Here is a 25,860-nt window from a genome sequence, read left to right on the forward strand (position 1 = left end):
GTAGCCGACAGCCGCGTCAAAATGGTGGCCCGGGCTACCCCATGTTGCGGTCATAACTGAGGTGTAAATCTCACGCCGGCCTTCACCGGACGACTTGGCATGCCGAAGCGGGGGAGGTTTCGGGTGCCATGGAAAGTCGCTTTTTGCCGATGACGAACATCCGCTCGCGTCGGCATTAGCCGCGATCCGATGCCCCTGCGGGCACCGCTTAGCCTCTCCCCGGCCAGACCTGCCTTCTTGTCCGAATGTATAGGGGTAATTTGGAAAGAGCGCCTGCGGGCCTTGAACCGGGGATGTTTTTTCTGGTCGGAGTGGCAGGATTTGAACCTGCGACCCCATCGTCCCGAACGATGTGCGCTACCAGGCTGCGCTACACTCCGTGACCAGACCGCGGGCTTATAGCCGCCGCGTTTGGTTACTGCAAGCGCCAATGGCAGCGCTTCTGTCGCATTTCTTTCGCTTTCGCCGCCACGTCATACAGGTTTCAGTTTCCTGTCGCACAAACACGGCTTAAAGGGCATCTGGGTAACCGTCCACTTGCCTCGAAGCACCTGATTCAGCCGCCTGGAGTTTGCAGCCTTGTCGATGAAGATCGTTAGCGATGTCAGACCAAACACTTTTGAGTTTGAAACCTCGGCGCTGATCAAACCCTCCGGGTTTCGCGAATATGATGCGCGCTGGTGGTTCGGCCATCCCGGCTCGAACGAAACGCCGGAACTCAATCTGATCGGCGTCCAGGCGCTCGGCATGGGGCTCGGCACGCTGATCCGTCGCCTGGGTGCCGGACCCGACATCGTCACCGGTCACGATTTCCGTTCCTATTCGCTTGCCATAAAGCTGGCGCTGGTTTCCGGGCTGATGGCAGCCGGCGCACGGGTCAAGGATATCGGGCTGGTCCTGTCGCCGATGGCTTATTTCGCCCAGTTCGCGCTCGACACGCCCTCCGTCGCCATGGTCACTGCCTCGCACAACGAGAATGGCTGGACCGGCGTCAAGATGGGCGCGGCGCGCCCGCTGACTTTTGGTCCGGAGGAGATGAGCGCGCTGAAGGCGATCGTGCTCTCAGGCGATTTCGACCTTGTCGGTGGTGGCTCCTATGACTTCGTTGCGGATTTCCGCAAAACCTACCTCGACGATCTGACAGCGGGAAAGCGTATCTCCAGGAAGCTCAAGGTGGTGGCCGCTTGCGGCAACGGCACCGCCGGGGCTTTCGCTCCCGAGGCACTGGAAAGGATCGGCTGCGAGGTGATCCCGCTCGACGTCGAGCTCGATCATACTTTTCCCAATTACAATCCCAACCCCGAAGATATGCAGATGCTGCACGCCATTCGCGACAAGGTGCTGGAAACGGGCGCCGATGTCGGGCTCGGTTTCGACGGCGACGGCGACCGCTGCGGCGTGGTCGACAATGAAGGCAACGAGATATTCGCCGACAAGGTCGGCGTCATGCTGGCGCGCGACATTTCGCACCTCTATCCCGGCTCGACTTTCGTCGTCGACGTCAAGTCGACCGGGTTGTTCATGACTGACAAGGTGTTGCGGGAAAATGGCGCGGTCACCGACTATTGGAAAACCGGTCACTCCTATATCAAGCGGCGCGTCGCCGAACTCGGCGCCGCCGCCGGTTTCGAGAAATCGGGCCATTTCTTCTTCAATCCGCCGATCGGCCGCGGCTATGACGATGGCCTGGTCACGGCCATCGCCATATGCCAGATGCTGGATCGCAGCCCGCAAAGCAGCATGGCGGATCTTTACCGCGATCTGCCGCTGACCTTCGGCACGCCGACCATGTCGCCACATTGCGCCGACGAACTCAAATACGGCGTGGTCGAGCGCGTCGTAGGCGACTTTCGCAAGATGAAGGACGAGGGCGCCGTCTTCGCCGGCCAGAAGATCGCCGAACTGATCACCGTCAACGGCGTCAGGGTCGTTGCGGAGGATGGTACCTGGGGGTTGGTGCGGGCATCATCGAACAAGCCTGAGCTTGTGGTGGTGGTGGAGAGTCCGGTATCGTCCGAGCGGCGGCGGCAGATGTTCGAAGGCGTCGATGCGGTGCTGCGCCGCAGCTCCGAAGTCGGCGCCTACAATCAGACCTTTTGAGCACGAGGCTTGTTTTCATGACCGAACGGATCGTCAGTTTTGTGATGAGCGGCGGCGTCGGCTCGCGGCTGTGGCCGCTGTCGCGCGAGGACAATCCCAAGCAGTTCCATGATTTCTCCGGCGACGGCTCGATGCTGGCCAAGACGCTGCGGCGGCTGACCGCGCGGCTGGAAGGCGAAACGCCGGTTTTCCTGATTGCCTCGGAAAGGCATGCCGACCGCGTTCATGCCGACATTGCCGGTCACGAGCTTTCCGGCGGCGGTCCGCTCTTCGAGCCGACCGGACGCAACACCGCGGCGGCCGTCGCTTTGGCAAGCCTGCGCACGCTGTCGGAATTCGGCGACAGCCTGGTACTGGTGGTGCCGTCCGACCATGAGATCGCGACCGCGCAGCAGTTCTGGCGGAGCATCGAGGCCGGCACTGCGGCCGCGCGCCAAGGCAGGTTGGTGGTGTTCGGCATCAAGCCCGCCCAACCCGAGACCGGTTATGGCTACATCGAGGTGGCCGGCGAGCGCGACGGCATCTGCGATGTCTCGCGTTTCGTCGAAAAACCCGATCTCGCCACGGCGCAGAGCTATCTCGAGGCCGGCAATTTCTACTGGAACACCGGCATCTTCCTGTTTCGCGCCAGTGCCATGCGCGATGCGTTCATGGCTTTCCAGCCCGACATCTGGAGCGCCACCGAGGCTGCCTACCAGGGTGCCACATCGGACCTTTCCGGCCTCTACATGCCTCTGGAGCTCTATGCCGCCATCCCATCGACATCGATCGACTATGCGATCATGGAGCGCGCGAGCGGCATCGCCATGGTGCCGGCCGGTTTTCGCTGGAACGATCTCGGCTCCTGGCAATCGCTGCTCGACGTCGGCCCCTCCGACACCCAGGGCAACGTCATCGTCGGCGATGTCGTCGCCATCGATTGCGAGAACTCCTATATCCGCAGCGACGGCCGCCTGCTGTCGGCCATTGGCCTGAAGGACGTCGCCATCGTGTCGACGGCCGACGCCACTTTCGTCGCGCCGGTCAGCCACAGCCAGAACGTCAAGAAGATCGTCGAGCAGCTCGAAAAAAGCGGCCGCCTCGAGACCAGGTTCACGCCCGCCGACGACCGCGTCATCGAAAGCGGCGCCTGGCAGCGCCGCGTGCACCATTGGCTGTTCGAGGAGACGGTGCCGTTGTGGTCGACGGTCGGCGTCGATGAGCGCCATGGCGGGTTCCACGAGGCGCTCGGCTTCGATGCCGCCCCACTGATGAAACCCAAACGCATGCGCACTCAGGCCAGGCAGATCTACGCCTTCGCCGTCGCCAAGGCGCGCGGCTGGAACGGCCCGGCCGATCGGCTGATCAGCCACGGCCTCGAATTCATGGCCAGGCACGGACGTACCGACAATGGCGGCTGGGTACGCACGCTCAACATCGACGGCACTGTCGCCGACGCCGCCGAGGATGCCTATGACCATTCCTGCGTGCTCCTGGCGCTTGCGCATGCCCATATGTGCGGTAATCCCGATGCGTTGCGGCTTGGCGAGGAGACCTTCGCGTTCATCGACGCGCATCTCGAGGACGAACGCCTGACCGGCTTCCGCGAGACCTCGAGCGGCGAGGGCGAGCGCCGCTCCAACCCGCACATGCATCTGCTCGAGGCATTCCTGGCCTGGCATCAGGCGACGGGCGAGCGCGCCTATCTTCGTCGCGCCGCGCGCATCGTCGATCTGTTCCGCAGCCATTTCTTCGACCCGGAAAGCTGGACGCTGGGTGAGTATTTCGACAATGAATGGCGGCCGGCCCCTGGCGAGAAGGGCACGTGGACCGAACCCGGCCATCATTTCGAATGGGCCTCGCTGCTGGTCGACTTCGCCGGGCGCAGCGGCCAGAGCGGCTTGACCGCCCTTGCCCGGAAGCTTTACGCGTCGGCAATTGCCAATGGCCTGAACCGCGCCACAGGCCTCGCCTACGGCGCGGTCTCGCGGCAAGGGCTGCCGCTCGACCGCGTCTCGCGCAGCTGGCCACAGGCCGAAGCGATCAAGGCGGCGATCGCGCTGGACGGTTCGGGCGGTCCCGACCTGAAGCCGGAAATCGAGGCGCGTGTCGGCCGGCTGTTCCGCTGGCACATCAATCCCGCACCGCTCGGCCTGTGGATCGACCGCATCGACGAGCGCGGCCGTTCACTGGCAAGCGAGGTGCCGGCCAGCATCTTCTATCATCTGGTCTGCGCGCTGACCCAATATCTGGACGGCACGGCCTGCAAGGATCAGTACGGGCTGGCGACATCCCCGGTCTCGACATAGACCGACTTCAGTTGCGAATAGAGCGCCAGTGCCGCGAGCGAATTCTCGCGGCCGATGCCGGACTGCTTGAAGCCGCCGAAGGGGATTTCGACCGGCGTCAGATTGTAGGCGTTGATCCAGCAGGTGCCGGCCTGCAGTTCGGCGATGACACGATGGGCGCGCTGCAGATCGCGGGTGAACACGCCAGCGGCGAGGCCGAATTCGGTATCGTTGGCGCGCTCGATCACCTCGTCCTCGCTGTCGAATTTCAGCACACTCATCACCGGCCCGAAAATCTCCTCGCGCGCGATGCGCATCGTGTCGGTGACACCGGTGAACACCGTCGGCTCGACGAAGAAGCCACCATGGAAACCCTGCAGCGAAGGCACGTTTCCGCCGCAGGCGAGCACCGCGCCATCCTGCTTGCCGGCCTCGATGTAAGAAACCACCTTGTCGTGCTGCGCCTTCGAGACCAGCGGCCCCATCTGCGTGTCCAGATCGAGCGGATCGCCGATGCGGATTTTCTTCGTCCGTTCGGTCAGCCTCTCGACGAAACGGTCATGGATGCTGCTCTGCACGAAGACCCGCGTGCCGTTGGAGCAGATCTGGCCGGTCGAATAGAAATTGCCGAGCATCGCGCCGCCGATGGCATTTTCGAGGTTGGCGTCTTCGAAGACGATCAGCGGCGACTTGCCGCCGAGCTCCATCGTCGCGTGCTTCATCTTCGAGCCGGCGAGCGACAGCACCTTGCGGCCGGTCGGCACCGAGCCGGTCACCGAGACCTTTGCGACGACATCATGTCCGACAAGACCGGCGCCGACATCGCCAAAACCCTGCACGACGTTGAACAGCCCGTCGGGCAGCCCGGCCTCGGTGTAGATCTCGGCGAGCGCCAGCGCTGAAAGCGGCGTGTTCTCCGAGGGCTTGAACACCATCGCATTGCCCATGGCGAGGGCCGGCGCCGACTTCCAGCCGGCGATCTGGATCGGATAGTTCCAGGCGCCGATGCCGACGCAAACGCCGAGCGCCTCGCGCCTGGTATAGGCAAAGGGTCCGCCGAGATCGACGGCTTCGCCATTAAAGGCGGCGACGGCGCCGCCGAAATATTCCAGGCAGTCGGCCGCCGACGGGGCGTCCGCAACCAGCGTCTCCTGGATCGGCTTACCGGTATCCAGCGTCTCGATGCGCGCCAGATCGGCATTGCGCGCGCGCAAGATGTCGGCGGCGCGGCGCAGGATGCGGCCGCGTTCGACCGGCTTCAGCCGCGCCCAGGCCGGTTGTGCTGCACGCGCCGCCTCGATCGCGAGCTCCAGCACGTTCGGCGTCGCCGAGCGCAGCATGGCGATGGTCTCGCCGGTTGCCGGATAGATAACCGGCAGCGCTGCGCCGCGCTCGTCGTCGATATAGCGGCCGTTGACATAATGCGATGCCGTTGGCTGGGCGCGCATGACTGTTCTCCAAATCGTCTTGTCGCGGCATGCGGAATATGCGTCCGCCGGATCATGGCCTATCTGTCCGACACCTGCCAGCGCGGATTGATCCATGGTTCCTGGTTGGACGGTGGCAGCGGCGTACGCCCGAGAATGTGGTCGGCGGCCTTCTCGCCGGTCATGATCGACGGCGCGTTGAGATTGCCGTTGGTGACGCGTGGAAAGATCGAGGAATCGGCGACCCGAAGCCCTTCGACGCCAATGACGCGGCATTCCGGATCGACGACGCTCATCGCATCATCGGCACGGCCCAACTTGCAGGTGCCGCAAGGGTGGTAGGCGCTTTCGGCGTGGTCGCGAATGAAGGCGTCGAGCTCTTCATCCGATTGTACATGCGAGCCCGGCGACAGTTCCTTGCCGCGGTACGGATCGAAGGCCGCTTGCCCGAAGATCTCGCGGGTCAGCCGGATGCAGTGGCGGAACTCCGTCCAGTCGTCCGGATGCGACATGTAGTTGAAGCGGATCACCGGCTTCGATTTGGGATCGGGCGAGCGCAGCGTGACCGAACCGCGCGACTTCGACCGCATCGGCCCGACATGCGCCTGGAAACCATGCGCCTTGGCCGCCGCCTTGCCGTCATAGCGGACCGCGGCCGGGATGAAGTGATACTGGATATCGGGATAGTCGACGCCGGCGCGCGAGCGCACGAAGGCGGCCGCCTCGAAATGATTGGTGGCACCGAGGCCGGATTTGAAGAACAGCCATTGTGCCCCGATCAGCGCCTTCGAGAACGGGTTCAAGACGGAGTTCAGCGTGATCGGCTTTGTCGATTCCTGCTGGATGTAAAGTTCCATATGGTCCTGCAGATTGCGGCCGACTCCGGGCCGGTCGGCGATCACCGGGATGCCGTTCTCCCTAAGGTGCTGGCCGGGGCCGATGCCGGACAGCATCAGGATCTTGGGCGAGTTGATCGAGGACGCGGCAACGATCACCTCGCGCCGCGCTCTGACCACCTGAATCCGTTTGCGCACTTCGATCTCGACGCCGGTGGCGCGTTGATTCTCGACGATTACCCGCCGGGCGAAACCTTTGACCAGGCTGACATTTTTCCGCCTCAGCGCCGGCCTCAGATAGGCGCTCGCCGCGGACCAGCGACGGCCGCCGCGAATGGTCTGCTCCATCGGCCCAAAGCCTTCCTGCTTCGCGCCATTATAGTCGTCGGTCAGCTCGAAACCGGCCTGACGGCCTGCCTCGACGAAGGCGCCGTAGAGTGGGTTCGTCCTCGAGCCGCGCTGCACAGTCAGCGGCCCGCCATGGCCGCGCCAGCCATTCTCGCCGCCATTGCTGTCCTCCATGCGCTTGAAGTACGGGAGCACATCGGCAAAGCCCCAGCCGGTCGCGCCCTGTTCGGCCCAATGGTCGAAGTCGCGGGCATGGCCGCGCACATAGACCATGCCGTTGATCGACGACGAGCCGCCGATGACCTTGCCGCGCGGCGTCGCCAGCACGCGGCCGCCGAGGTGCGGCTCCGGCTCGCTGGCAAAGCCCCAGTCGTAGAGGCTCATATTGAGCGGGATCGACAGTGCCGACGGCATCTGGATCAGCGGGCCGATATCGCTGCCGCCATATTCGATGACGATCACCGAATGCTTGCCGTCCTCCGAGAGCCGGTAGGCCATGGCCGAACCGGCCGAGCCGGAGCCGATGATGACGAAATCCGCTTCAAGCATGGTTCATGCGCGCCCGTGGTTCATATGCGCAATGAAATCGGCCAGCGAGACGTTGCCGCCGGTTGCCATTACGAGAACGGTCTTGCCGGTGACGTCGACCTTGCCGCCGAGCAACGCCGCCAGCGAAGCAGCGCCGGATGGCTCGAGCACCAGCTTCAGCCGCTCGAAGGCGAGGCGCATGGCGCGCCGCACCGAAGCATCGTCGACGGTGACGCCGCGAACGCCGGCGGCCTTCACCGCTGCGAACGGCGCGTCGCCGGGCCGCCGCGACATCAGCCCGTCGCAGATCGATTTCGGCCCGATCGGCATGGTTTCGATGGCGCCATGCGCCAGCGACGAGCCCATGCCGTCAAAACCTTCCGGCTCGACGCCGATGATCTTCGTGGCTGGCGACAGGTAGTGAAAGGCCAGTGAAACACCGCCGATCAGGCCGCCGCCGCCGACCGAGCAGAACAAGAGATCGGCCTCCGCTTGCCTGGCGGCGATCTGGTCGAGTGCCTCCAGCCCGGCACCGGCCTGGCCGGCGACGATCTCCGGATCGTCGAACGGGTGCAGCAGCGCCAGGCCTTCGCTCGCAGCGATCTCGCGCGCCTTGGCGGCGGCGACTTCCTCACGCGCGCGCTCGCCATGGTCAGTCAGCACCACGCGCGCGCCGTAACCCAATGTGGCGTCGCGCTTGGCGGCCGGCGCGTCGATCGGCATGACGATGGTGACGGGAATGCCAAGCGCTTGGCCAGCCGCCGCTAGCCCCTGCGCAAAATTGCCGGAGGAGTAGGCGACGACGCCCTTTTTGGCTTCGTCAGGCGAGAGCTTCTTCAGCCGCCAGTAGGCGCCGCGCACCTTGAACGATCCTGCCCATTGCAGCGATTCGGCCTTGACGAAGACGCGGGCGGCGCCGGTCTCGCGCGCGAGTGCCGCCGATTCCAGCAGCGGCGTGACCTGCGTCGCCTTGGAGGTGACGGCATAGGCGTGCCTGAGATGGTCGAGCGAGGGGACGAGACTATCTGCCATCATTCGCCTCGCGGAAAGCGCTTCTGCTCTTCGAGCAGGTCGAGGTTCATGTGGTTGCGCATGTAGCGCTCCGATGCCTTCTGCAGCGGCTGGAATTCCCAGGGATAATGGGTGCCGTTGCGCAGCGCCGGGTAGACCACCCAGCGGCGTGCCTGGCTGGCACGCACCGCCGCGTCGAAGGCCGCCATGTCCCAGCGCGCCCGCACCTTGTCTGTGAAAGCGGCCACCAATGCCGCATTGGCCAGATCGGCGGCGAGATTGGTCAATTCTTGCGAATCCGATTCAAGATCAAACAGTTGCGGCGGATCGATCTCGCAATGGATGAATTTGTAGCGGCCCTCGCGCATCGCCACCATCGGCGCGTTGGAGCCTTCGGCGGCATATTCCATCAGCACCGGCGCGGAGCGTTTCTTTCCGTTCAGCAACAGCAGCAGCGACTGGCCGTCAGTCCACGGCGCAATCGCGCTGATGTCGATGCCGGCGAGGTCGCAAAGCGTCGGCGTCACGTCGAGATTGGAGACCGGCGTGTCGATCAGGCCGGCGGCGATGCCCTTGCCGGCGACCATCAGCGGCACCCGCGCCGAACCTTCGAAGAAGCACATCTTGAACCACAGGCCGCGCTCGCCGAGCATGTCGCCGTGATCCGAGCAGAACAGGATGACCGTGTCGTCGAGCATGTGTGTGTGCTCGAGCACCGACATCAATTCGCCGAGCTTGTCGTCGAGATAGGAGATGTTGGCGAAATAGCCGCGCCGTGCGCGGCGTATCTGCTCAGCGGTGATGTCGAACCTGTCATAGTCGCTGGCGCGGTAGAGCCGCTGCGAATGCGGGTCCTGCCTGTCGTAAGGAATGAAGCCGACCTCGGGCTCGAGCGCCGGGCAATCCTCGTAGAGGTCCCAGTATTGCCGCCGTGCGACGTAAGGATCGTGCGGATGGGTGAAGGAAACCGTCAAGCACCAGGGCCGATGTGCGGCATCGTCGGAGACGCGGGCAAAATCATAGAGCTTCTGCACCGCATGGAAGGCGACCTCGTCGTCATATTCCAGCTGGTTGGTGATCTCGGCAGTACCGGCGCCGCTGACGGAGCCGAGATTGTGATACCACCAGTCGATGCGCTCGCCGGGTTTGCGATAGTCGGGTGTCCAGCCGAAATCGGCCGGATAGATGTCGGTGGTCAGCCGCTCTTCGAAGCCGTGCAACTGGTCCGGACCGACGAAATGCATCTTGCCGGAAAGGCAGGTGTGATAGCCGGCGGCACGCAGATGATGAGCAAAGGTCGGGATCGACGAGGTGAATTCGGCGGCATTGTCATAGACCCCGGTGCGTGACGGCAATTGGCCGCTCATGAATGCGGCCCGGCCTGGCGCGCAGAGCGGTGACGCGGTGTAATTGTTGCAAAAACGCGCCGAACGCGCGGCGAGCGCCTTTAGATGCGGCGCGTGCAGGAAGTCTGCCGGCCCGTCTGGAAATAGCGTTCCGTTGAGCTGATCGACCATGACGATCAGGATGTTGGGTCGCTTGGATGTCACTGCTTCTGCCGTCCGCTGAGCTTCGTTTCGAGATAGTCCTCGACCAGTGCAATCGCGGTCGCGGCATCGGGAACACCGTCCTTCAGCGCGCGCCTGATATAGAGCCCGTCGATCAGCGCCGCGGTCGCTTCGGCGACCCGGTCGGCCTCGCTTCTCGGCAGGATGCCGGCCAGCCCGCTGAGCAGATTGGAATGCAGCCGGCGCGCATAGACCTTGAGCAGCCGGCGGAGTGCTGCCGATTTCTGCGCCTCGACATAGAAGGCGAGCCAGGCGGCGATCGTTTCGGGCTGGAACTGGATGTCGGAGAAGTTGACCGCGACCACCGCCGAGACGCGCTGGCGCGCCGTGCCGGCCGCGCGAAGTGCACGGCGCGTATCGGCGGTGAGCTCGCTCAGGATGTGCCGCATCGTCGCCAACAGCAATTCGTCCTTGGCGCCGAAATAATGGTGGGCAAGCGCCGAGGACACGCCGGCGCGGCCGGCGATTTCCGACATCGTCACATCAAGCGAACCGCGCTCGCCGATCGCCGAGATCGTTGCGTCGATGAGCGCCCTGCGGCGCAACGGCTCCATTCCGAGTTTCGGCATTCCTGCTCCGGCCTGTTGCGACAAGATTATTTTTTATTGACGCATCAATCAACAAAAATCCGGCCTGATTTGCTGGCAAAAGCCAAGCACTATGACCAGATGATCAAGATCAAGCGATTGTGCGGTTCTGGCCCCTTCACGAGGCCGGCGAAACGGTTCATGCTTGAACAATGCTGATGCGCGCGCAGTATCGCGTAGCCCGGGTCCACAGGATGGAGATCGCCATGACAGCATGCATCGTCGGTTGGGCGCATTTGCGCTTCGGCAAGCTCGAAGGCGAGACGCTGGAGGGCCTGATCACCAAGGTGGCAGTCGAGGCGCTCGATCATGCCGGCATCGGTCCGGATGACGTCGACGAGATCGTGCTCGGCCACTTCAACGCCGGGTTTTCCGGCCAGGATTTCACCGCGAGCCTGGTCCTCCAGGCCGACGACCGGCTGCGCTTCAAGCCGGCGACCCGCGTCGAGAACGCCTGCGCCACCGGCTCGGCGGCGGTCAGGCAAGGTATCCGCGCCATCGACGCCAATGCCGCCCGTATCGTGCTGGTGGTCGGCGCCGAGCAGATGACGACGACGCCCGGTCCCGAGATCGGCAAGAACCTGCTCAAGGCCTCGTATCTGCCGGAGGACGGTGACACGCCGGCAGGCTTCGCTGGCGTCTTCGGCAAGATCGCCCAAGCCTATTTCCAGCGCTACGGCGACCAGTCGGATGCGCTGGCGATGATTGCCGCCAAGAACCACAAGAACGGCGTCGACAATCCCTACGCGCAGATGCGCAAGGATTTCGGCTACGAGTTCTGCAGGCAGGAAAGCGAAAAAAACCCCTTCGTCGCCGGTCCGCTGAAGCGCACAGACTGCTCGCTGGTGTCGGACGGTGCCGCCGCGCTTGTCCTTGCCGACACGGCCACGGCGCTGAAGATGCGCCGCGCCGTCGCCTTCCGCGCCAATGAGCATGTGCAGGATTTCCTGCCGATGTCGAAGCGCGACATTCTCGCCTTCGAAGGCTGCGAGCAGGCGTGGAACCAGGCGCTGAAGCAGGCGGGCGTGACGCTCGGCGACCTGTCCTTCGTCGAGACGCATGACTGTTTCACCATCGCCGAACTGATCGAGTATGAGGCGATGGGCCTGGCCAAGCCGGGCGAGGGCGCCAAGCTGGCCCTGGACGGCGAGACGGCGAAAGATGGAAGGCTGCCGGTCAATCCGTCGGGCGGGCTGAAGGCCAAGGGCCACCCGATCGGTGCCACCGGCGTATCGATGCATGTGCTGAGCGCCATGCAGCTTGTCGGCGAGGCGGGCGGCATCCAGGTGCCGGGAGCAAAACTCGGCGGCATCTTCAACATGGGTGGTGCCGCGGTCGCCAACTACGTTTCCATTCTCGACCGGATCAGATAAACCCGCCCGCATTGCGGGAGGTGACATGGCAAATCCGGTTCTGGTCGAAGTCTTGCGCGGCGCAATCGTCGAGAGTGCCCATCGCGGCGCTGTTGCCGTCTTCGACGCCGACGGCAAGCCTGTCTGGGAGATCGGCGACACGGCACAGCCGGTGTTCCCGCGCTCGGCGGTCAAGGCGATCCAGGCGTTGCCGCTGGTCGAGAGCGGCGCTGCCGATGCCTACGGCTTCGGTGACCGGGAGCTGGCGCTGGCCTGCGCCTCCCATTCCGGCGAGCCGCCGCATGTCGAGCTGGCGCGCGCCATGCTGGCGAAAGCCGGCCTCGACGAGACGGCACTCGAATGCGGCGCGCATTGGCCGTCGAGCCACGGGGCGACGCTGGCGCTCGCGCGCGCCGGCCGTGCGCCGAACACCTTGCACAACAATTGTTCCGGCAAGCACTCAGGCTTCCTATGCACCTGCGTTCACAGCGGCATCGCCCATCGTGGTTACGTCAAGGCTGGCCATGCTTCGCAGGAGATGGTGCGCGAAGCGATGCAGGCGGTGACCGGTGCTGCCCATGACGCCGATCACCGCGGCACCGACGGCTGCTCGATTCCGACCTATGCCGTGCCGTTGCGCAGCTTTGCGCTTGGCTTTGCTCGCATGGCGACAGGTGCCGGCTTCGAGCCGGTGCGCGCCCGGGCGGCGAAGCGGCTGCTTTCTGCCTGCATGGCCGAGCCGTTTTTCGTCGCCGGCACGGGCAGGTCCGACGTCGCGATGATGGAGGCCGCCCTGGGCCGGATTTTCGTCAAGGGAGGCGCCGAAGGTGTTTTTTGCGCCGCCGTTCCGGAGCTTGGCCTTGGCATCGCGCTGAAATGCGACGATGGCGCCGGCCGCGCCGCTGAAGTGATGGTCGCGGCCGTGCTGGCTAAGCTGCTGCACGCCGACCACGCGCTCGCTGTGAAATTGATCGAACAGGCAAATCCGCCCATTGAAAGCCGGATCGGCGCCAAGGTCGGCGCGCTCCGGCCGACGGCCACCCTCAACTGACATGATTGCGCTCGACGGTCAGATGCGCATAGCCGGCATTGCCTGACGCGGCGAGGTCGCCGGTTACCGGCTCGGCCCAGCGCTGGCCGACGATCGCGCCGTTCTGGACCCCGTCGATGACGTTGTCGGAAATGATTGCCGTCCCGGCACCCTCGACCACGCTGACGACGATACCGGTCCCCGCCTTGCGGATGACGTTTCCCGTGGCGACCACATTGCGCATGAACGGTCCCCAGCCGATCTGCATGCCGTAGAGTGGCGCATTCTCGACGACATTGCCGAAAACTGTGGTGTCTGCCTCGACGCTGATGCCGACGCCGAAGCCGGGCGCGTCCGCAGGGTAGGGGCCGCTGGTCGCCAGATTGCGGACGATGTTGCCGGAGCACACGCCCATGCGGCCGCCTTCGTTGAAATTGACGATCGAAATACCATTGGCGGCGCCATCGACGATGTTGTTGCCGATGATCGCGCCTTCGAATGAGAATTCGGAATACACGGCCGTTTCGCCCGAGCGCGAGCAGGTATTGCCGGTGATCTGCAAATTGCTGGCACTGTTGGCGCGGATCGCCGAAAACGCGCAGTCCGAAACAATATTACCGGAGATGATGACGTTGCCGGCGCGGAACGCATTGATGCCGTTGCCGTTCTGGCCGGTTCCGCCGCCGCGCGCCTGGATGCGCTCGATCCGGTTGCCGCTGACGATGGTGCCGTCTTCCGCCGCCTGCCAGCGGTGCACGAGAATGCCGCCATTGGCGCAGTCGGAGACGCTATTGCCTGATATTTCCAGGCCATCGGCCTCGACCGAATAGATGCCGGCATCGGCCGCACCGGATATCTCCGAGCGCTGGATGCGGCCCGAGGCGTGTTCGAGCGCCAGACCGTTCTTGCCGCTGCCGGTCATCTGGCAGTTGTCGACGACCAGATGGGCGATGCGGCGCAGATCGAGCAGGCCTTGCGTGTAGTCGCCCATCCAGCGGTTGCTGCCATCGAACACCAGCCCGCTGAGTTCGATATGCTCGGCCCGTTCGGCCATGATGAGATGGCCATTGCCGCCATAGACGATCCGCGATGCGCCCGGCACGCCGGACAGGCGCACCCGGCCGGGCAGCGACAGGTTGGAAACGATATAGATCCCCGGCGGCAGGAACACCGGCATGTCGCGGTCGTGCGCGTCGCGCAGCAGCTTGGTGAAAGCCTTGCTCTGATCGTCTAGCGCGCCGGGCCGGACGCCGAGCTCGGTCGCGTTGATCGCGCCACGCATTGCGGCTTTCTCGATGCCGGGAAGGTTTTTCGCCGCTGCCTTGCCGAGCGAAAGCCCCATGACGGCAAAGCCGGCGGTCTGCGCAAGCAGCGTTCTTCTGTTCAACATCGGCACAGATCCCTTGCGTCCAACGCTCACGCCGCAGGATTCGTGCCAGACTAGCCCGGTCGAACTCGTGGTGAAAATCTGACGCTTGGCCCCTATTCGATCCTCGTTGGCTCAGCGATCACCGCATTTACCCCGTTGAAGGCAAGTTGCAGGAATGTCTGGTCGATCTCCGCGGGAGACAGCTTCGTATCCCTCTCAAGCCACCAGTGCATCACTTCAAAGAACGCGCCAACGATGAAGCGTGTGGCGATCTCAAGTCTGACTCCGCCTTCATCACCTTGGATATTCGCCAACTCATGGCGAACCTGCCTGCTTATCCAGCCGCGGATCTCTTCTGGCATTTCGCGCTTTTTCCCGCCCATCAGCGCACGGTGCATCTCCCGCGTGGCAAGAGCATGCTCGAACACCGGACCGCTGAAGGAAAAGCCCTTGGCATTTCTCTGCGAATGGCGTTCGGCACCACGTGCCTGCAAGCCCTTCATATGCTCGTCGATCGTTGCTTTCCTCAAGTAGTCCTTGTCGGGATAGTGCGTGTAGAAAGTCGAGCGGCCGACATCGGCTTCCCTGCAGATGTCCTCGACCGTGATCGCCGTATATCCCTTCTCGGCGGTCAATCTGAAAAGCGCCTGCTGCAGTCGGCTGCGGGTCCTGGCGACCCGACGGTCGATCGGTCCGGCTGGCATCGGCAACATCCTTTTCCGGCCAAAGGACACCAAATCGTCCAGTATTGGGCGCGTCGGTGCGATGTGGCCAGTAAAACTGATACTGGACACACTGTCCAGTATCATATGCTCTTGCGGAAGGCCCGGCGCGATGCCCGGCTGGCCGGAGATAAAGCAATGCACCAACGTCTTTTCGGAACAATAGTTGGAGGGCATGCGCTAGTCGCGCTCGTCAAAGTGGCCGTGGTGCTCGCGGCATTTTTCTCGTTGGGACAGGCAAATGCGGTCTTTTCCTTGGGAGTTCCCGTCCTCCTGCTTCATGCTGGTGCACTCGTCGTAGTCGCGAGCTTATTGATATGGCAAAGCGCTCACGGGCGGCTGTCCGCCAAGGACCGCAGACCGGCCGCCGGCGAGGAGAAGGCGCCGCATGTCGGCATCACGCTTCATTCCGCCGCCCTGTACGATATGCTGGCGTGGCTTCTGACCTTCGGTCGCGAACGTGCTTTTCGCGAAAGGATATTAAGCTTTGCGGAGCTGAAACCGGGAGAAGTGGTCCTGGATGTCGGGTGCGGCACCGGCACCACCGCGCTCCTCGTCAGACAGAAGGTGGGGCCGGAGGGGCGTGTGGACGGCGTCGACGCCTCAGCCGAAATGGTTGCGCGCGCGACGGCAAAGGCCCGGCGAGCCGGGCTACAAGTCGGGTTCTCGACCGCCACCGCTCAGGAACTGCCTTTCAAGGATGGGGAATTTGATGTCGTCCTCAGCACGCTGATGTTCCACCATCTTCCAAAGAAGGGCCGCGAGGAATTCGGCAGAGAGGCCTTCCGCGTCCTGAGGCCGGGCGGTCGTGTGCTTATCGTCGATTTTGCGAAACCGCCGCGCCGGAAGAGCACCTTTCGGCTCCACCGGCATGGTTACGTCGATTTGGACAAAGTTGCAGCGGATCTCGGCCGGCACGGCTTCAATATCGTTGAGCAAGGCGACGTCGGAACCAAGGGGCTCCGCTACCTAGTTGCGCAACCGGACCTTAGCCTTGCGGCCCTCGAAGCGCGATAGTGCGCCAAGTTGAGGCATTCGCATGGTCAGCTTTACACCCAAACAGCTGTCTAATCTCGGGTACTGAACCCAGATCTTCACCATTAGTCTCTTCATCAGCAATGGCTTGTGGAGTCGCCATTCCAAGCCTAAGTTCGTCAGATGAGCAGGGCCTTCACCCGCGAGGAAGACAGCGAAAACGCCATTGCCGGCATCGGCGAGCGGCCGATCAGCCATCACCGCAATCTGGTCACGGAACGCGGCATGGCGCTGATCGATGCCGAGGTGGCCGCTCTGCGCGACGAACTGGGCAGAGCCGAGAAGAGGGCCGACCGCGAGCGCATCGCGCTGGTTTCGCGCGATCTTCGCTATTGGACGGCAAGGCGGGAAAGCGCCGAGCTCTCCGTGCCGGAACCGGGCAGCGACATGGTTCGCTTCGGCATGGGCGTCACCCTGGAAAGCCACGACGGCAAGAAGGTGCATTGGAAGATCGTCGGCGAGGACGAAGCCAATCCCGCTAAGGGGACAATTTCCCATATGTCGCCGATGGCGATGGCGCTGTTCGGCAAGAAGGTCGGCGAAGTTGCCGTGGTCAATGGCAAGGAATGGGAAATCGTCAAGCTCTCCGACAGTTAGTCTTCGAGCTTAACGACATGATCGCGGAAGAACGCCGCGGCGCCGGCCTCGTCGATTTCGCCGGCGGCGACGCCCATGACGAATTCGTAAAGCATGCCGTCATTGGCCGACAGGGCATAACCATTCACAATCAGAAATGCGCCGGCCGCGACAATGGCGGTGCGTTTGTTGCCGTCGACAAAGGCATGATTTCTGGCAATGCAGAAGACATAGGCGGCTGCGAGTTCCTCAACCGACGGGTCTCCGTAGTTGGCCTTGTTTTCGGCGCGAGCGAGCGCCGATTCGAGGGCATTTTCATCCCTCAAGCCTTGTGCTCCGCCGTGTCGGCGCAACTGCTCCGCGTGCATGGCTTCGACTGCACGCCTCGTCAGAAACTCCCAGCTCATTCGGCGAGCTTCTGAAGCGCGACCTTGTATTTGTCCATGACCTCGCGGGCAGCTTTCATTTGCCGCTCGAAGCTGTCGTCCACCGGCCTCAGCGCAAAACCGTCACCTGTTTCAACGATTTGAAGCTGGTCGCCGGCCTTCAGGTTCAGACGATCGAGAAGCTCCCTCGGCAGGATCACGCCTTCGGAATTGCCGATCTTGCGAATGGTCGTTTTCATGGTGAGGCATCCTGTTGCAACACTGATTATAACTCAGCGCGTTTCTTGTTACAACAGACATTATAACAAAGCGTCAGCCGGCCTGCAGCAGCCGGTCCATCAGCCGCTCCGCCGCTTCCGGGATGACCGTGCCGGGCGGGAAGATTTCAGTGGCGCCTGCCTGCCGGACTGAGTCGTAATCCTGCGGCGGGATGACGCCGCCGGCGACGATCAGCATGTCTTCGCGGCCCAACTTCTTCAGTGCAAGCCTGAGTTCGGGAATGAGCGTCAAATGGCCTGCTGCCAGCGACGAGGCGCCGACGATGTGCACGTCATGCTCGACGGCCAGCCTGGCGATCTCGTCCGGCGTCTGGAACATCGGCCCGACGGTGACGTCGAAGCCTAGGTCGGCAAAGGCGGTGGCGATCACTTTCTGGCCGCGATCATGGCCGTCTTGCCCCATTTTGGCGACCAGAATGCGCGGCTTGCCGCCGGACTTCTCCTCGAACGCGACGATCTTGTCCTGCAGCCGGTCGACCACCGGATTGTCTCCGAGCGCGTTGCGATAGACGCCGGAGATCGTCTGCACCGAGGCGACATGGCGGCCGAAAACCTTTTCCAGCGCCAGCGAAATCTCGCCGACGGTGGCGTTGGCGCGTGCGGCCCGGATGGCGAATTCCAGCAGGTTTGCGTTACTCCCGGCAGCACGGGTAAGCGCATCGAGCGCGCTCTCGACGGCGGCGACGTCACGCGTGCCTTTCAGCCGCTGCAGCTTCGACAATTGCCGCGCCCTGACTTCGGCATTGTCGATCTTCAGCACGTCGACTTCGATGTCCGTGCCGGGACGCTGGGCATTGACACCGACCACGATCTGTTCGCCGGAATCGATGCGCGCCTGGGTGCGCGCGGCAGCCTCTTCGATGCGCAGCTTCGGTAGGCCCTTTTCGATCGCTGCGGCCATGCCGCCGAGGCTCTCGACCTCCTCGATATGCGCAAGCGCGCGCGCCGCCAGATCATGTGTCAGCCGTTCGACATAGGCGGAGCCACCCCACGGGTCGATAATGCGCGTCGTGCCGGATTCCTTCTGCAGGATGAGCTGTGTGTTGCGGGCGATGCGGGCCGAATGGTCGGTCGGCAGCGCCATTGCCTCGTCGAAGGAATTGGTGTGCAGCGACTGCGTGTGGCCTTGAGTGGCGGCCATCGCCTCGATCATGGTGCGGATGATGTTGTTGTAGGGATCCTGCGCCGTCAGCGACCAGCCCGAAGTCTGGCAATGGGTGCGCAGCGACAGCGAGCGCTCGTCTTTCGGCGAAAAGTTCTTCAGCATCAGGCTGGCCCACAAAAGGCGCGCTGCTCTCAGCTTGGCGACTTCCATGAAGAAATTCATGCCGATCGCCCAGAAGAAGGAAAGGCGCGGCGCGAAACGGTCGATGTCGAGGCCGGCCGCGACGCCGGCGCGCGCATATTCGATACCGTCGGCAATCGTGTAGGCGAGCTCGAGATCCGCCGTCGCACCTGCCTCCTGCATGTGGTAGCCGGAGATAGAGATCGAATTGAACTTCGGCATGTGCTTCGACGTGTAGGAAAAAATGTCCGACACGATCCGCATCGAGGGTTTTGGCGGATAGATGTAGGTGTTGCGTACCATGAACTCTTTCAGGATGTCGTTCTGAATGGTCCCGGTGAGATCCTTCTGCGCGACGCCCTGTTCCTCCGCCGCGACGATATAGAGCGCCATGATCGGCAGCACCGCGCCATTCATCGTCATCGACACCGTCATCTCATCCAGCGGGATGCCGTCGAACAGCTGGCGCATGTCGAGAATGGAATCGATGGCCACGCCGGCCATGCCGACATCGCCGGCGACGCGCGGATGGTCGCTGTCGTAGCCGCGATGCGTGGCGAGATCGAAGGCGACCGACAGGCCCTTCTGGCCGGCGGCAAGGTTGCGACGGTAGAAGGCGTTGGACTCTTCGGCAGTCGAGAAGCCGGCATATTGCCGAATCGTCCAGGGTTGCTGGACATACATCGTCGGATAGGGGCCGCGCACGAAGGGCGGCAGGCCCGGATAGGTATCGAGATGTGGCAAGCCCTTGAGATCGCCCTGGTTGTAGAGATGCTTGACGGCGATGCCTTCCGGCGTCATCCGCTGGCCTTTGACCTCGACCGGCACCCGCCGTGGCGGCGACCAGCCGATCTGGCTGAAATCCGGGATCATGGTACGGCTCCGATCGACTGATCGATACGGATCGGAAATAGCGGCTCGCACACCGCAACGCCTTCGGTGAAGGCAGGCCGCCGCTCCGCCGCCAGCGTCTCGACCGGACGCTCGGTTTTCGACGGGTGCAGCGTCGTGCCGACGATCGCCCGTTCGCCGGCCTGGTAGGCAGCGTTGCGGCGGGCGGAAGCTGCCTGGACGCGTCTCTGGATGTGGCCTTGCTCAAGGCTGGTCAGCACGCCGCCTTCCGCCTCGATCTGCTGGAACTCCTGCCAGGCCGCCGCGCAGAGCTCCGCAGTCAGCGCTTCGACGGCGCCCGAACCGCAAGCTGGATCGGCGACGTGGTCGATGTGGCTTTCATTGGCCATGATCAGTTGCGCGTTGCGGGCAACGCGGCGAGCAAACCCCGCCGGCAGGCCGTGCGCGATGGTGTGCGGCAGGATGGCGATCGAATCCGCGCCGCCGGCGGCAGCCGCGAAAGCGGCGATGGTGGTGCGCAGGATGTTGGTTTCCGGGTCGGCCGCCGTCATCATCCGGAAGGAGGTTTCGGCATGGATGCTGGCGGTGGAGGGCGGTATCGAGCAGGCCTCCTGGACACGCGCCCACAGCCTGCGCAACGCCCTGACCTTGGCCGTCGAAACGAACTGGTCCTGATCGACGCTGAGCGCAAAACCGATATGCGGCGCCGCGTAGACGAGCGGCTGGCGCGCCTTCTCGAACAGCCTCAAATAGGAGACGGCCGAGGCGAGCATGGTGCCAAGCTCCTGCGCCTCGGTGGCGCCGGCATTGTGGAATACCCGCCCGTCGGCCTCCAGCAGCACGCCGGGCAAACCCATCGAAAAGAAATGCGCCAGCGATTGCGGCATCGAAGCCTGTAAAGCCTCGATCGACATGCGCAGCCTGCCGGTCCCGGCAAAGATCGCCGCCGGATCGATGCCGAAGGAGAGGTTGAGCTTTGCCGGGTCGGAGCGGCGCTTGGTCAAAAACGCCACCAGCCAGTCGGCCACGGCACGGCTCCAGGGATGGGCGTCGATGCGGATCTGGATGCGGTTGAGCGGTACGCCGTCGAGCACGCCCTCCAGCGCCTCCGCCGTCCTCGGCAAGCCATAGCCGAAGGCGTTCGGCGCACCCTCGAAGACAAGCGACAGTCCGGTGGCACCCTGCGCGACGTCTTCCAGCGCCTGCGCACTGGCGCGGCCTATGTCCGGATCGTCGATGCGCTGGCTGACGATCCACGGTGATCCCGGGTTGGCGCGCACGACAGGCTCGGCGCTTACCGAACGCTCGTAGAGCGGCTCGATGCGGATGGCGTCGTCCGTATGCGAGACGAGCTTTTCCTCGAAGGACCCGCCGGCCAGCGCCTTCTCCGCCAGCGCCAGCCATCGTTGCCGGTCGACGTTCGGAAGTTCGGCATCCTGGGTCAAGGCACCGGCGCCCATCGGTTCTCCTCGTTCTAGCGGCCGCAGCGGCCGACTATGTCAGTCTACGGTCCCCGGCCCGATATCACAATGCAGCACACGTCCCGTGCAACACGCCTTCCGTGACGGTGACCGTCAACCGATTGCCAAACATGGGCGGGTTCCGCAAGCTCCAAAAAGCCATTTTCGGCGATGCCCATTGTCGCTGCGCAACGGCCTCACTATACCTGCGGCGGGGCTCCCTTTTCTTCAAGGGATCAGGGCATTCAACCCTATAGGTTTGCGGAGACCGGACACATGGCCGACGATACCAGTATCTTCATAGGGGCCAGCCGCAAGCCGGACGACAGCTATCAGCGGCCCGAACAGCTTTTGCTGCAATATGGCAATCGTCACGGCCTGGTCACCGGCGCGACCGGCACCGGCAAGACGGTGACCCTGCAGATATTGGCCGAGGGTTTCTCCAACGCCGGCGTGCCGGTATTCTGCGCCGACATCAAGGGCGACCTGTCGGGTATCGCCATGATGGGCACAGCGCAGGATTTCCTGGTCAAGCGGGCCGAGCAGGTCAAGCTCGATCCCTATGAATTCCAGGAATTCCCGGTTATCTTCTGGGATCTGTTCGGCGAGCAGGGCCACCCGATCCGCGCCACCATCTCGGAGATGGGCCCACTGCTTCTGTCGCGGCTGATGAACCTTTCCGAGGCGCAGGAAGGCATCATGAACATCGCCTTCCGCATCGCCGACGAGGAAGGCCTTCTGCTGCTCGATTTGAAGGACCTGCAGTCACTGCTCGCCAATATCGCCGACCGCGCCGAAGAGATCGGCGCCCGCTACGGCAATGTTACGAAACCTTCGGTCGGCGCGATCCAGCGCACGCTGCTGGTCCTGGAGCAGCAGGGCGCTGCCAATTTCTTCGGCGAGCCGGCAATGCGGATATCCGACATCATGCGCACCACGCGCGATGGACGCGGCGCCATCAGCGTGCTCGCCGCCGACAAGCTGATGATGAATCCGCGGCTCTATGCGACGTTCCTTCTATGGCTGATATCGGAACTGTTCGAGGAACTGCCCGAGGTCGGCGATCCCGACAAGCCGAAGCTGGTCTTCTTCTTCGACGAGGCGCATCTTTTGTTCGACGACGCGCCGAAGGTGCTGATCGACCGCGTCGAGCAGGTGGTCCGGCTGATCCGTTCGAAGGGCGTCGGCGTTTATTTCGTCACGCAAAATCCGCTGGATATCCCCGAAACGGTGCTGGCCCAGTTGGGCAACCGCGTGCAGCACGCACTTCGTGCCTATACGCCGCGCGAACAGAAGGCCGTCAAGACGGCGGCCGAGACGTTCAGGCCCAATCCCGATTTCGACTGCGCAACCGTGATCACGCAGCTCGGCACCGGCGAGGCGCTTGTCTCGACGCTGGAAGCCAAGGGCGTGCCCTCCATGGTGCAGCGAACGCTGATCCGCCCGCCGTCCTCGCGGCTTGGCCCGATCACGCCCGAAGAGCGCCGCAAGCTGATCAATGAGAGCCCGGTTGCGGGACAGTACGACCAGACCGTCGATCGCGAATCGGCTTTCGAGATCCTGCAGAAAAAGGCTAAGGACGCCCAGGAGGCACAGGCGCAGCAACAGGACGCAGGCCGTTCGCGCTGGACTATTCCCGGCTTCGGCAATGACGATCCCCAGCCGACCGGCGGCCGCCGCGCGCCGCGCCCCTCCAACCGCCAGACGGTGGCGGAGGCGGCGATCAAATCAGTCGTGCGCTCGGTCGGGTCGTCGGTCGGACGGGCGATCGTCCGCGGGATTTTGGGGAGCTTGTCCAGGGGCAGGTGAGGGGGCATCGGACCCGAAGGCGGGCGTCGGTGTTGGTAATTCTGTCTTACACATCAAGCGCCAGTAGCCAGATCTGGAGGACAGCGGACGGCGGCTATGCGCCAATAGCTGCCGTCGGGCCGTCTGCAAAAGTGTAACGCGTATCGGCGGTAGCTAGCTCAGCGTCGCCACCAGGCGCTCGGCGGCCTTCAAATCTGCTGTACTCAGGCCTTCCTCGAATTGCTCGTATACCGGCTGTAACAGCGCGCAAGCGCTGCCGGCTTCTCCTTGCCCGGCCATCAGCGTCGCCATGTCGACTGCGGTTCGCAGCTCCCATGCTCGCGCACCCTGACTGCGGCTCAACTCCAGCGCCTGCAACAGGCATGTCTCGGCTTCGGCGCGATTGCGTTCCGACACCTGGAGAATAAGGCTTCCCTTCATCCGCAGCAACTCCGGAAGGTACATTAGGTCGCCGTTCTTTTCGACTTGACCAAGTGAATCGTCGATCAGCACCATTGCTTCATCGACCTGACCGATCGCGGACAACCCCCTGACCAGCGAGAGGTTGAGTGCAGTTGTGAGCAATTCGTAAGGCGCCGCGTGGAGCTTCTGGAGAGAAGTTCGCAGTCCCTCGACACCACCTTGCGCGTCGCCTTGACCGATCGCGACGTCGCTTTTGAATCCTCGACCAACCAGCAGGTACGGAGCCATGGAATGGGATTCAGCGCGGGAAATGAGCATGTCTATGTATGCCTCAGCACTCTCCAGTTCGCCTGCCCACAGGAATACCGATATTCCCCAGATCAAGGCTATCGCCAGCGTCAGCGAATGATCCATGGCGGCGGCCTCTTCGACGGCCTGTCGAGCACGGTCCATGGCTTGGTCCGGATGGCCTTGCAGCCAAAGGTTCCTCGCCAGGATAGCCTTGGCCAGGATTTTGCCCTCGAAACCGAGATAGACCGTTGTGGTTCGCTGAGAGCGTGGCCCACGATCCAGCGCTGCCTCAAGCTCCGCGCGGGCTTCGGCCAGGTCACCACGAAGGTGAAGCGATATCCCCAGAATGGTATGCGCCAACGCAATCACGACCGGATCCTCCAGGGTCGCGGCTATGGCTGAACAGCGTTTTGCAAACTGGAGGGCGGTCACGAAATTGCCTGTCCGCAGGTGGAACATGTTGAGCGGACCCAGCAGGCGCACTTGATCCAACGTATCACCGCGTTCTTCGGCAATCGCCAGGCTTTTCTCCAGAGCGACGCGCGCCGCATCACGTCCTCCCCGCATGAACATCAGGGACACACCCAAGGCTGCCTGGAGATGCATCTCGTCAAGTCCGCCAAGAGCGGCATCGTCGAGAGCGAATATCGCGCGTTCTGACCAGCGATGACACTCCGGCAACAAGGACATCGCCAGGAAAACAGGCGCGGCAGCAGTGGCAAGTCCGATGCCGATATCGGCGTTTCCGCCCTCGCCGAAGCACCATTCCAGAGCGGCCCGCACATTGTTGATGGCGGCGAAGTGAGGAGCCCGCTCTTCGCCGGTCGCCAGACCTGGCCACTCGATACCTGTTTGCTCAAGCCATCTTCGATAGTAGGCTGCGTGGCGCACCGCCAGATCGGCGGCCTCGGCGTCATCTATGCTGATATCGAGGACGTAGGCGCGCGTGGTATCCAGGAGCCGATAGCGCATCATCGCTCCGAGCGGGCGCGTCGCTATGATCGACTTGGCAACAAGACTATCCATGGCATTAAGAACGGTCGATCTGTCGAGGGCAGCGCTTGTAACGACTTCCAAGACCGCATCGAGCGTGAAATGACCAAGGAATACAGCGAGCCTGCGAAGCACTGCGCGCTCCAGGTCGGTAAGTAGCCCAAAGCTCCAATCCAGCGTGGCCTGCAGGGTCTTTTGACGCGGTGGCGCGGTCCGCGATCCCAGCCACAGCAAAGTCAGACGTTGATCGAGAAGCGCGGCCGTTTGTTGCAATCCATAAGACTCGACCCGCCGGGCCGCCAACTCGATTGCGAGCGCCACACCGTCAAGCTTTCGACAGATGCTTGCGACGATCAGGGCTTCCGCATCGCTGACATCCAAGCGCGCGCCACTTGCCACCGCGCGCTCCACGAACAGTTGAATGGCCGGGAACGTCTGGACAACCGCCGCCGTAAGCCTTGGGTCGTCCGGCGGACAGGCAAGGGCATCCAATCGGTAGATATGCTCGCCTTCGACCCGAAGCGCTTCGCGACTTGTTGCCAGAATGTGGACCTGCGACGCCGCGTCGATGATGCTTGCGGCCAGAGGCGCCACCGCATCGACGAGATGCTCGCAGGTGTCGAGGATTAAAAGCATCCGCTTGTTGCGCAGGTAGGCGATCAGATTGGGCGTCGCGTCACTCGATTGAACCGACAGCCCAAGCATGGAGGCGACGGCTGTCGTCACCAGGTCGGGATCGCCGAGCATTCCCAGGTCGACGAACAGCACAGCGCCCGCGAAGGCGTCAATGAGGTGATGTCCGACCGCGATCGCGACGGTGGTTTTGCCGACGCCGCCCGCGCCAACGATTGTGACGAAGCGCGACGCATTCAGTCGAGCCGACAGCTGGAGAACGTCGTCGTCCCGGCCAACCATTCGGCCCAAGCGGCTCGGAAGATTCGCGTGCGGAAAACTGGCGGCAGCTGCAGGCTCTTCATCGCGCGGACCGCCGGTCTGCGAGACGGGCGCGATGAAGCAATAACCCCGCCCTGGTAGTGTCGCGATGTATCGTGCGCCGTCCTTTCCGTCACCCAGCGCCTTGCGGAGCCTGGTCATGTGAAACCGCAGGCTGCCTTCCTCGACTACGACATCGGGCCAAACCCGTGACATCAGATCCTTTTTGCCGACGATTTCATTCGGCATGGAGATCAGGACAATGAGAATGTCCAGTGCACGCGAACCCAGCGCCAAGGGAGCGCCGTCTTTTGTGACGAGCCTTTCGCTCGCAACCAGATGGAAAGGACCGAACGACAGCCCGTCCTTGGCCTGACCTGCCACTATCGTCATGGCGCTTCTCTCGGAGCCGCCC

The 25,860-nt window shown here is 63.3% G+C and carries 19 protein-coding genes and 1 tRNA gene; 7 read left to right on the plus strand and 13 right to left on the minus strand.

All coding sequences use genetic code 11. The features are described 5' to 3' along the window. Positions 1–303 precede the first annotated feature (303 nt). A tRNA-Pro gene (locus tag NKJ23_RS07770) sits at positions 304–380 on the minus strand. Between the two features lie 205 nt (positions 381–585). Between NKJ23_RS07770 and NKJ23_RS07775 the strand changes: the two genes are divergently transcribed. After that, on the plus strand, positions 586–2,100 hold the full coding sequence (locus NKJ23_RS07775; RefSeq protein ID WP_502902508.1) for a phosphomannomutase/phosphoglucomutase: 1,515 nt from the start codon (positions 586–588) through the stop codon (positions 2,098–2,100). 17 nt (positions 2,101–2,117) lie between these two features. Next, positions 2,118–4,388 (plus strand): AGE family epimerase/isomerase, encoded by a 2,271-nt coding sequence (locus NKJ23_RS07780; RefSeq protein ID WP_352679679.1) that lies wholly within the window; start codon positions 2,118–2,120, stop codon positions 4,386–4,388. On the opposite strand, the gene betB is transcribed toward NKJ23_RS07780, so the two are convergent. Genes betB through betI form a run of 5 tightly spaced genes read right to left on the minus strand, consistent with a single transcriptional unit; the run spans position 4,352 to position 10,654 of the window. Next, positions 4,352–5,815 (minus strand): betaine-aldehyde dehydrogenase, encoded by a 1,464-nt coding sequence (gene betB, locus NKJ23_RS07785; RefSeq protein WP_352679682.1) that lies wholly within the window; start codon positions 5,813–5,815, stop codon positions 4,352–4,354. The two genes, NKJ23_RS07780 and betB, sit on opposite strands and share 37 nt — an antisense overlap. Positions 5,816–5,874: 59 nt before the next feature. Next, on the minus strand, positions 5,875–7,527 hold the full coding sequence (gene betA, locus NKJ23_RS07790; protein WP_352679685.1) for a choline dehydrogenase: 1,653 nt from the start codon (positions 7,525–7,527) through the stop codon (positions 5,875–5,877). 3 nt (positions 7,528–7,530) lie between these two features. Continuing rightward, positions 7,531–8,538 carry a threonine/serine dehydratase family protein gene (locus NKJ23_RS07795; RefSeq protein WP_502896959.1) on the minus strand — a complete coding sequence of 336 codons (1,008 nt, stop codon included), beginning with the start codon at positions 8,536–8,538 and terminating at the stop codon, positions 7,531–7,533. Beyond that, on the minus strand, positions 8,538–10,067 hold the full coding sequence (gene betC / locus NKJ23_RS07800; protein WP_352679690.1) for a choline-sulfatase: 1,530 nt from the start codon (positions 10,065–10,067) through the stop codon (positions 8,538–8,540). The genes NKJ23_RS07795 and betC overlap by 1 nt, the downstream gene beginning before the upstream one ends. Next, a complete protein-coding gene (betI, locus tag NKJ23_RS07805) occupies positions 10,064–10,654 on the minus strand; it encodes a choline-binding transcriptional repressor BetI (RefSeq protein ID WP_352449081.1) in 591 nt (196 codons plus the stop codon). The genes betC and betI overlap by 4 nt, the downstream gene beginning before the upstream one ends. 224 nt (positions 10,655–10,878) lie before the next feature. Between betI and NKJ23_RS07810 the strand changes: the two genes are divergently transcribed. Further along, positions 10,879–12,045 carry an acetyl-CoA acetyltransferase gene (locus NKJ23_RS07810; protein WP_352679694.1) on the plus strand — a complete coding sequence of 389 codons (1,167 nt, stop codon included), beginning with the start codon at positions 10,879–10,881 and terminating at the stop codon, positions 12,043–12,045. Positions 12,046–12,070: 25 nt separating this feature from the next. Then, positions 12,071–13,075 (plus strand): asparaginase, encoded by a 1,005-nt coding sequence (locus NKJ23_RS07815; RefSeq protein ID WP_352679697.1) that lies wholly within the window; start codon positions 12,071–12,073, stop codon positions 13,073–13,075. Here NKJ23_RS07815 and NKJ23_RS07820 read toward each other — a convergent pair. Then, on the minus strand, positions 13,068–14,444 hold the full coding sequence (locus NKJ23_RS07820) for a TIGR03808 family TAT-translocated repetitive protein (protein ID WP_352679700.1): 1,377 nt from the start codon (positions 14,442–14,444) through the stop codon (positions 13,068–13,070). The two genes, NKJ23_RS07815 and NKJ23_RS07820, sit on opposite strands and share 8 nt — an antisense overlap. Positions 14,445–14,536: 92 nt before the next feature. Next, positions 14,537–15,322 carry a TetR/AcrR family transcriptional regulator gene (locus tag NKJ23_RS07825; RefSeq protein WP_352679702.1) on the minus strand — a complete coding sequence of 262 codons (786 nt, stop codon included), beginning with the start codon at positions 15,320–15,322 and terminating at the stop codon, positions 14,537–14,539. Between the two features lie 21 nt (positions 15,323–15,343). Here NKJ23_RS07825 and NKJ23_RS07830 point away from each other — a divergent pair, with 21 nt between their 5' ends. Together NKJ23_RS07830 and NKJ23_RS07835 are read left to right on the plus strand one after the other, a co-directional pair. Further along, positions 15,344–16,162 carry a class I SAM-dependent methyltransferase gene (locus NKJ23_RS07830; protein ID WP_352679705.1) on the plus strand — a complete coding sequence of 273 codons (819 nt, stop codon included), beginning with the start codon at positions 15,344–15,346 and terminating at the stop codon, positions 16,160–16,162. A gap of 141 nt (positions 16,163–16,303) precedes the next feature. Further along, complete coding sequence (locus NKJ23_RS07835) at positions 16,304–16,777, plus strand: GreA/GreB family elongation factor (RefSeq protein WP_352490814.1); 474 nt, start codon at positions 16,304–16,306, stop codon at positions 16,775–16,777. Here the strand turns inward: NKJ23_RS07835 and NKJ23_RS07840 are convergent. The 4 genes from NKJ23_RS07840 to NKJ23_RS07855 form a co-directional block, all read right to left on the minus strand. Further along, positions 16,774–17,163 carry a type II toxin-antitoxin system death-on-curing family toxin gene (locus NKJ23_RS07840; protein WP_352645793.1) on the minus strand — a complete coding sequence of 130 codons (390 nt, stop codon included), beginning with the start codon at positions 17,161–17,163 and terminating at the stop codon, positions 16,774–16,776. The genes NKJ23_RS07835 and NKJ23_RS07840 overlap by 4 nt on opposite strands. Then, positions 17,160–17,381 carry an AbrB/MazE/SpoVT family DNA-binding domain-containing protein gene (locus tag NKJ23_RS07845; RefSeq protein WP_352645795.1) on the minus strand — a complete coding sequence of 74 codons (222 nt, stop codon included), beginning with the start codon at positions 17,379–17,381 and terminating at the stop codon, positions 17,160–17,162. The genes NKJ23_RS07840 and NKJ23_RS07845 overlap by 4 nt, the downstream gene beginning before the upstream one ends. 73 nt (positions 17,382–17,454) lie before the next feature. Further along, positions 17,455–19,578: a methylmalonyl-CoA mutase gene (gene scpA / locus NKJ23_RS07850; protein ID WP_352679710.1), complete on the minus strand. Its 2,124-nt coding sequence runs from the start codon at positions 19,576–19,578 to the stop codon at positions 17,455–17,457. After that, positions 19,575–21,017 (minus strand): methylmalonyl-CoA mutase subunit beta, encoded by a 1,443-nt coding sequence (locus NKJ23_RS07855; protein WP_352679713.1) that lies wholly within the window; start codon positions 21,015–21,017, stop codon positions 19,575–19,577. The genes scpA and NKJ23_RS07855 overlap by 4 nt, the downstream gene beginning before the upstream one ends. 276 nt (positions 21,018–21,293) lie before the next feature. Here NKJ23_RS07855 and NKJ23_RS07860 point away from each other — a divergent pair, with 276 nt between their 5' ends. Continuing rightward, complete coding sequence (locus NKJ23_RS07860) at positions 21,294–22,826, plus strand: helicase HerA-like C-terminal domain-containing protein (RefSeq protein ID WP_352679716.1); 1,533 nt, start codon at positions 21,294–21,296, stop codon at positions 22,824–22,826. Positions 22,827–22,979: 153 nt separating this feature from the next. Here the strand turns inward: NKJ23_RS07860 and NKJ23_RS07865 are convergent, their stop codons facing one another. Then, positions 22,980–25,838: an ATP-binding protein gene (locus NKJ23_RS07865; protein ID WP_352679717.1), complete on the minus strand. Its 2,859-nt coding sequence runs from the start codon at positions 25,836–25,838 to the stop codon at positions 22,980–22,982. Positions 25,839–25,860: the final 22 nt, after the last annotated feature.

Source organism: Mesorhizobium sp. M0184 (genome assembly GCF_040322215.1).
Classification (GTDB): domain Bacteria; phylum Pseudomonadota; class Alphaproteobacteria; order Rhizobiales; family Rhizobiaceae; genus Mesorhizobium.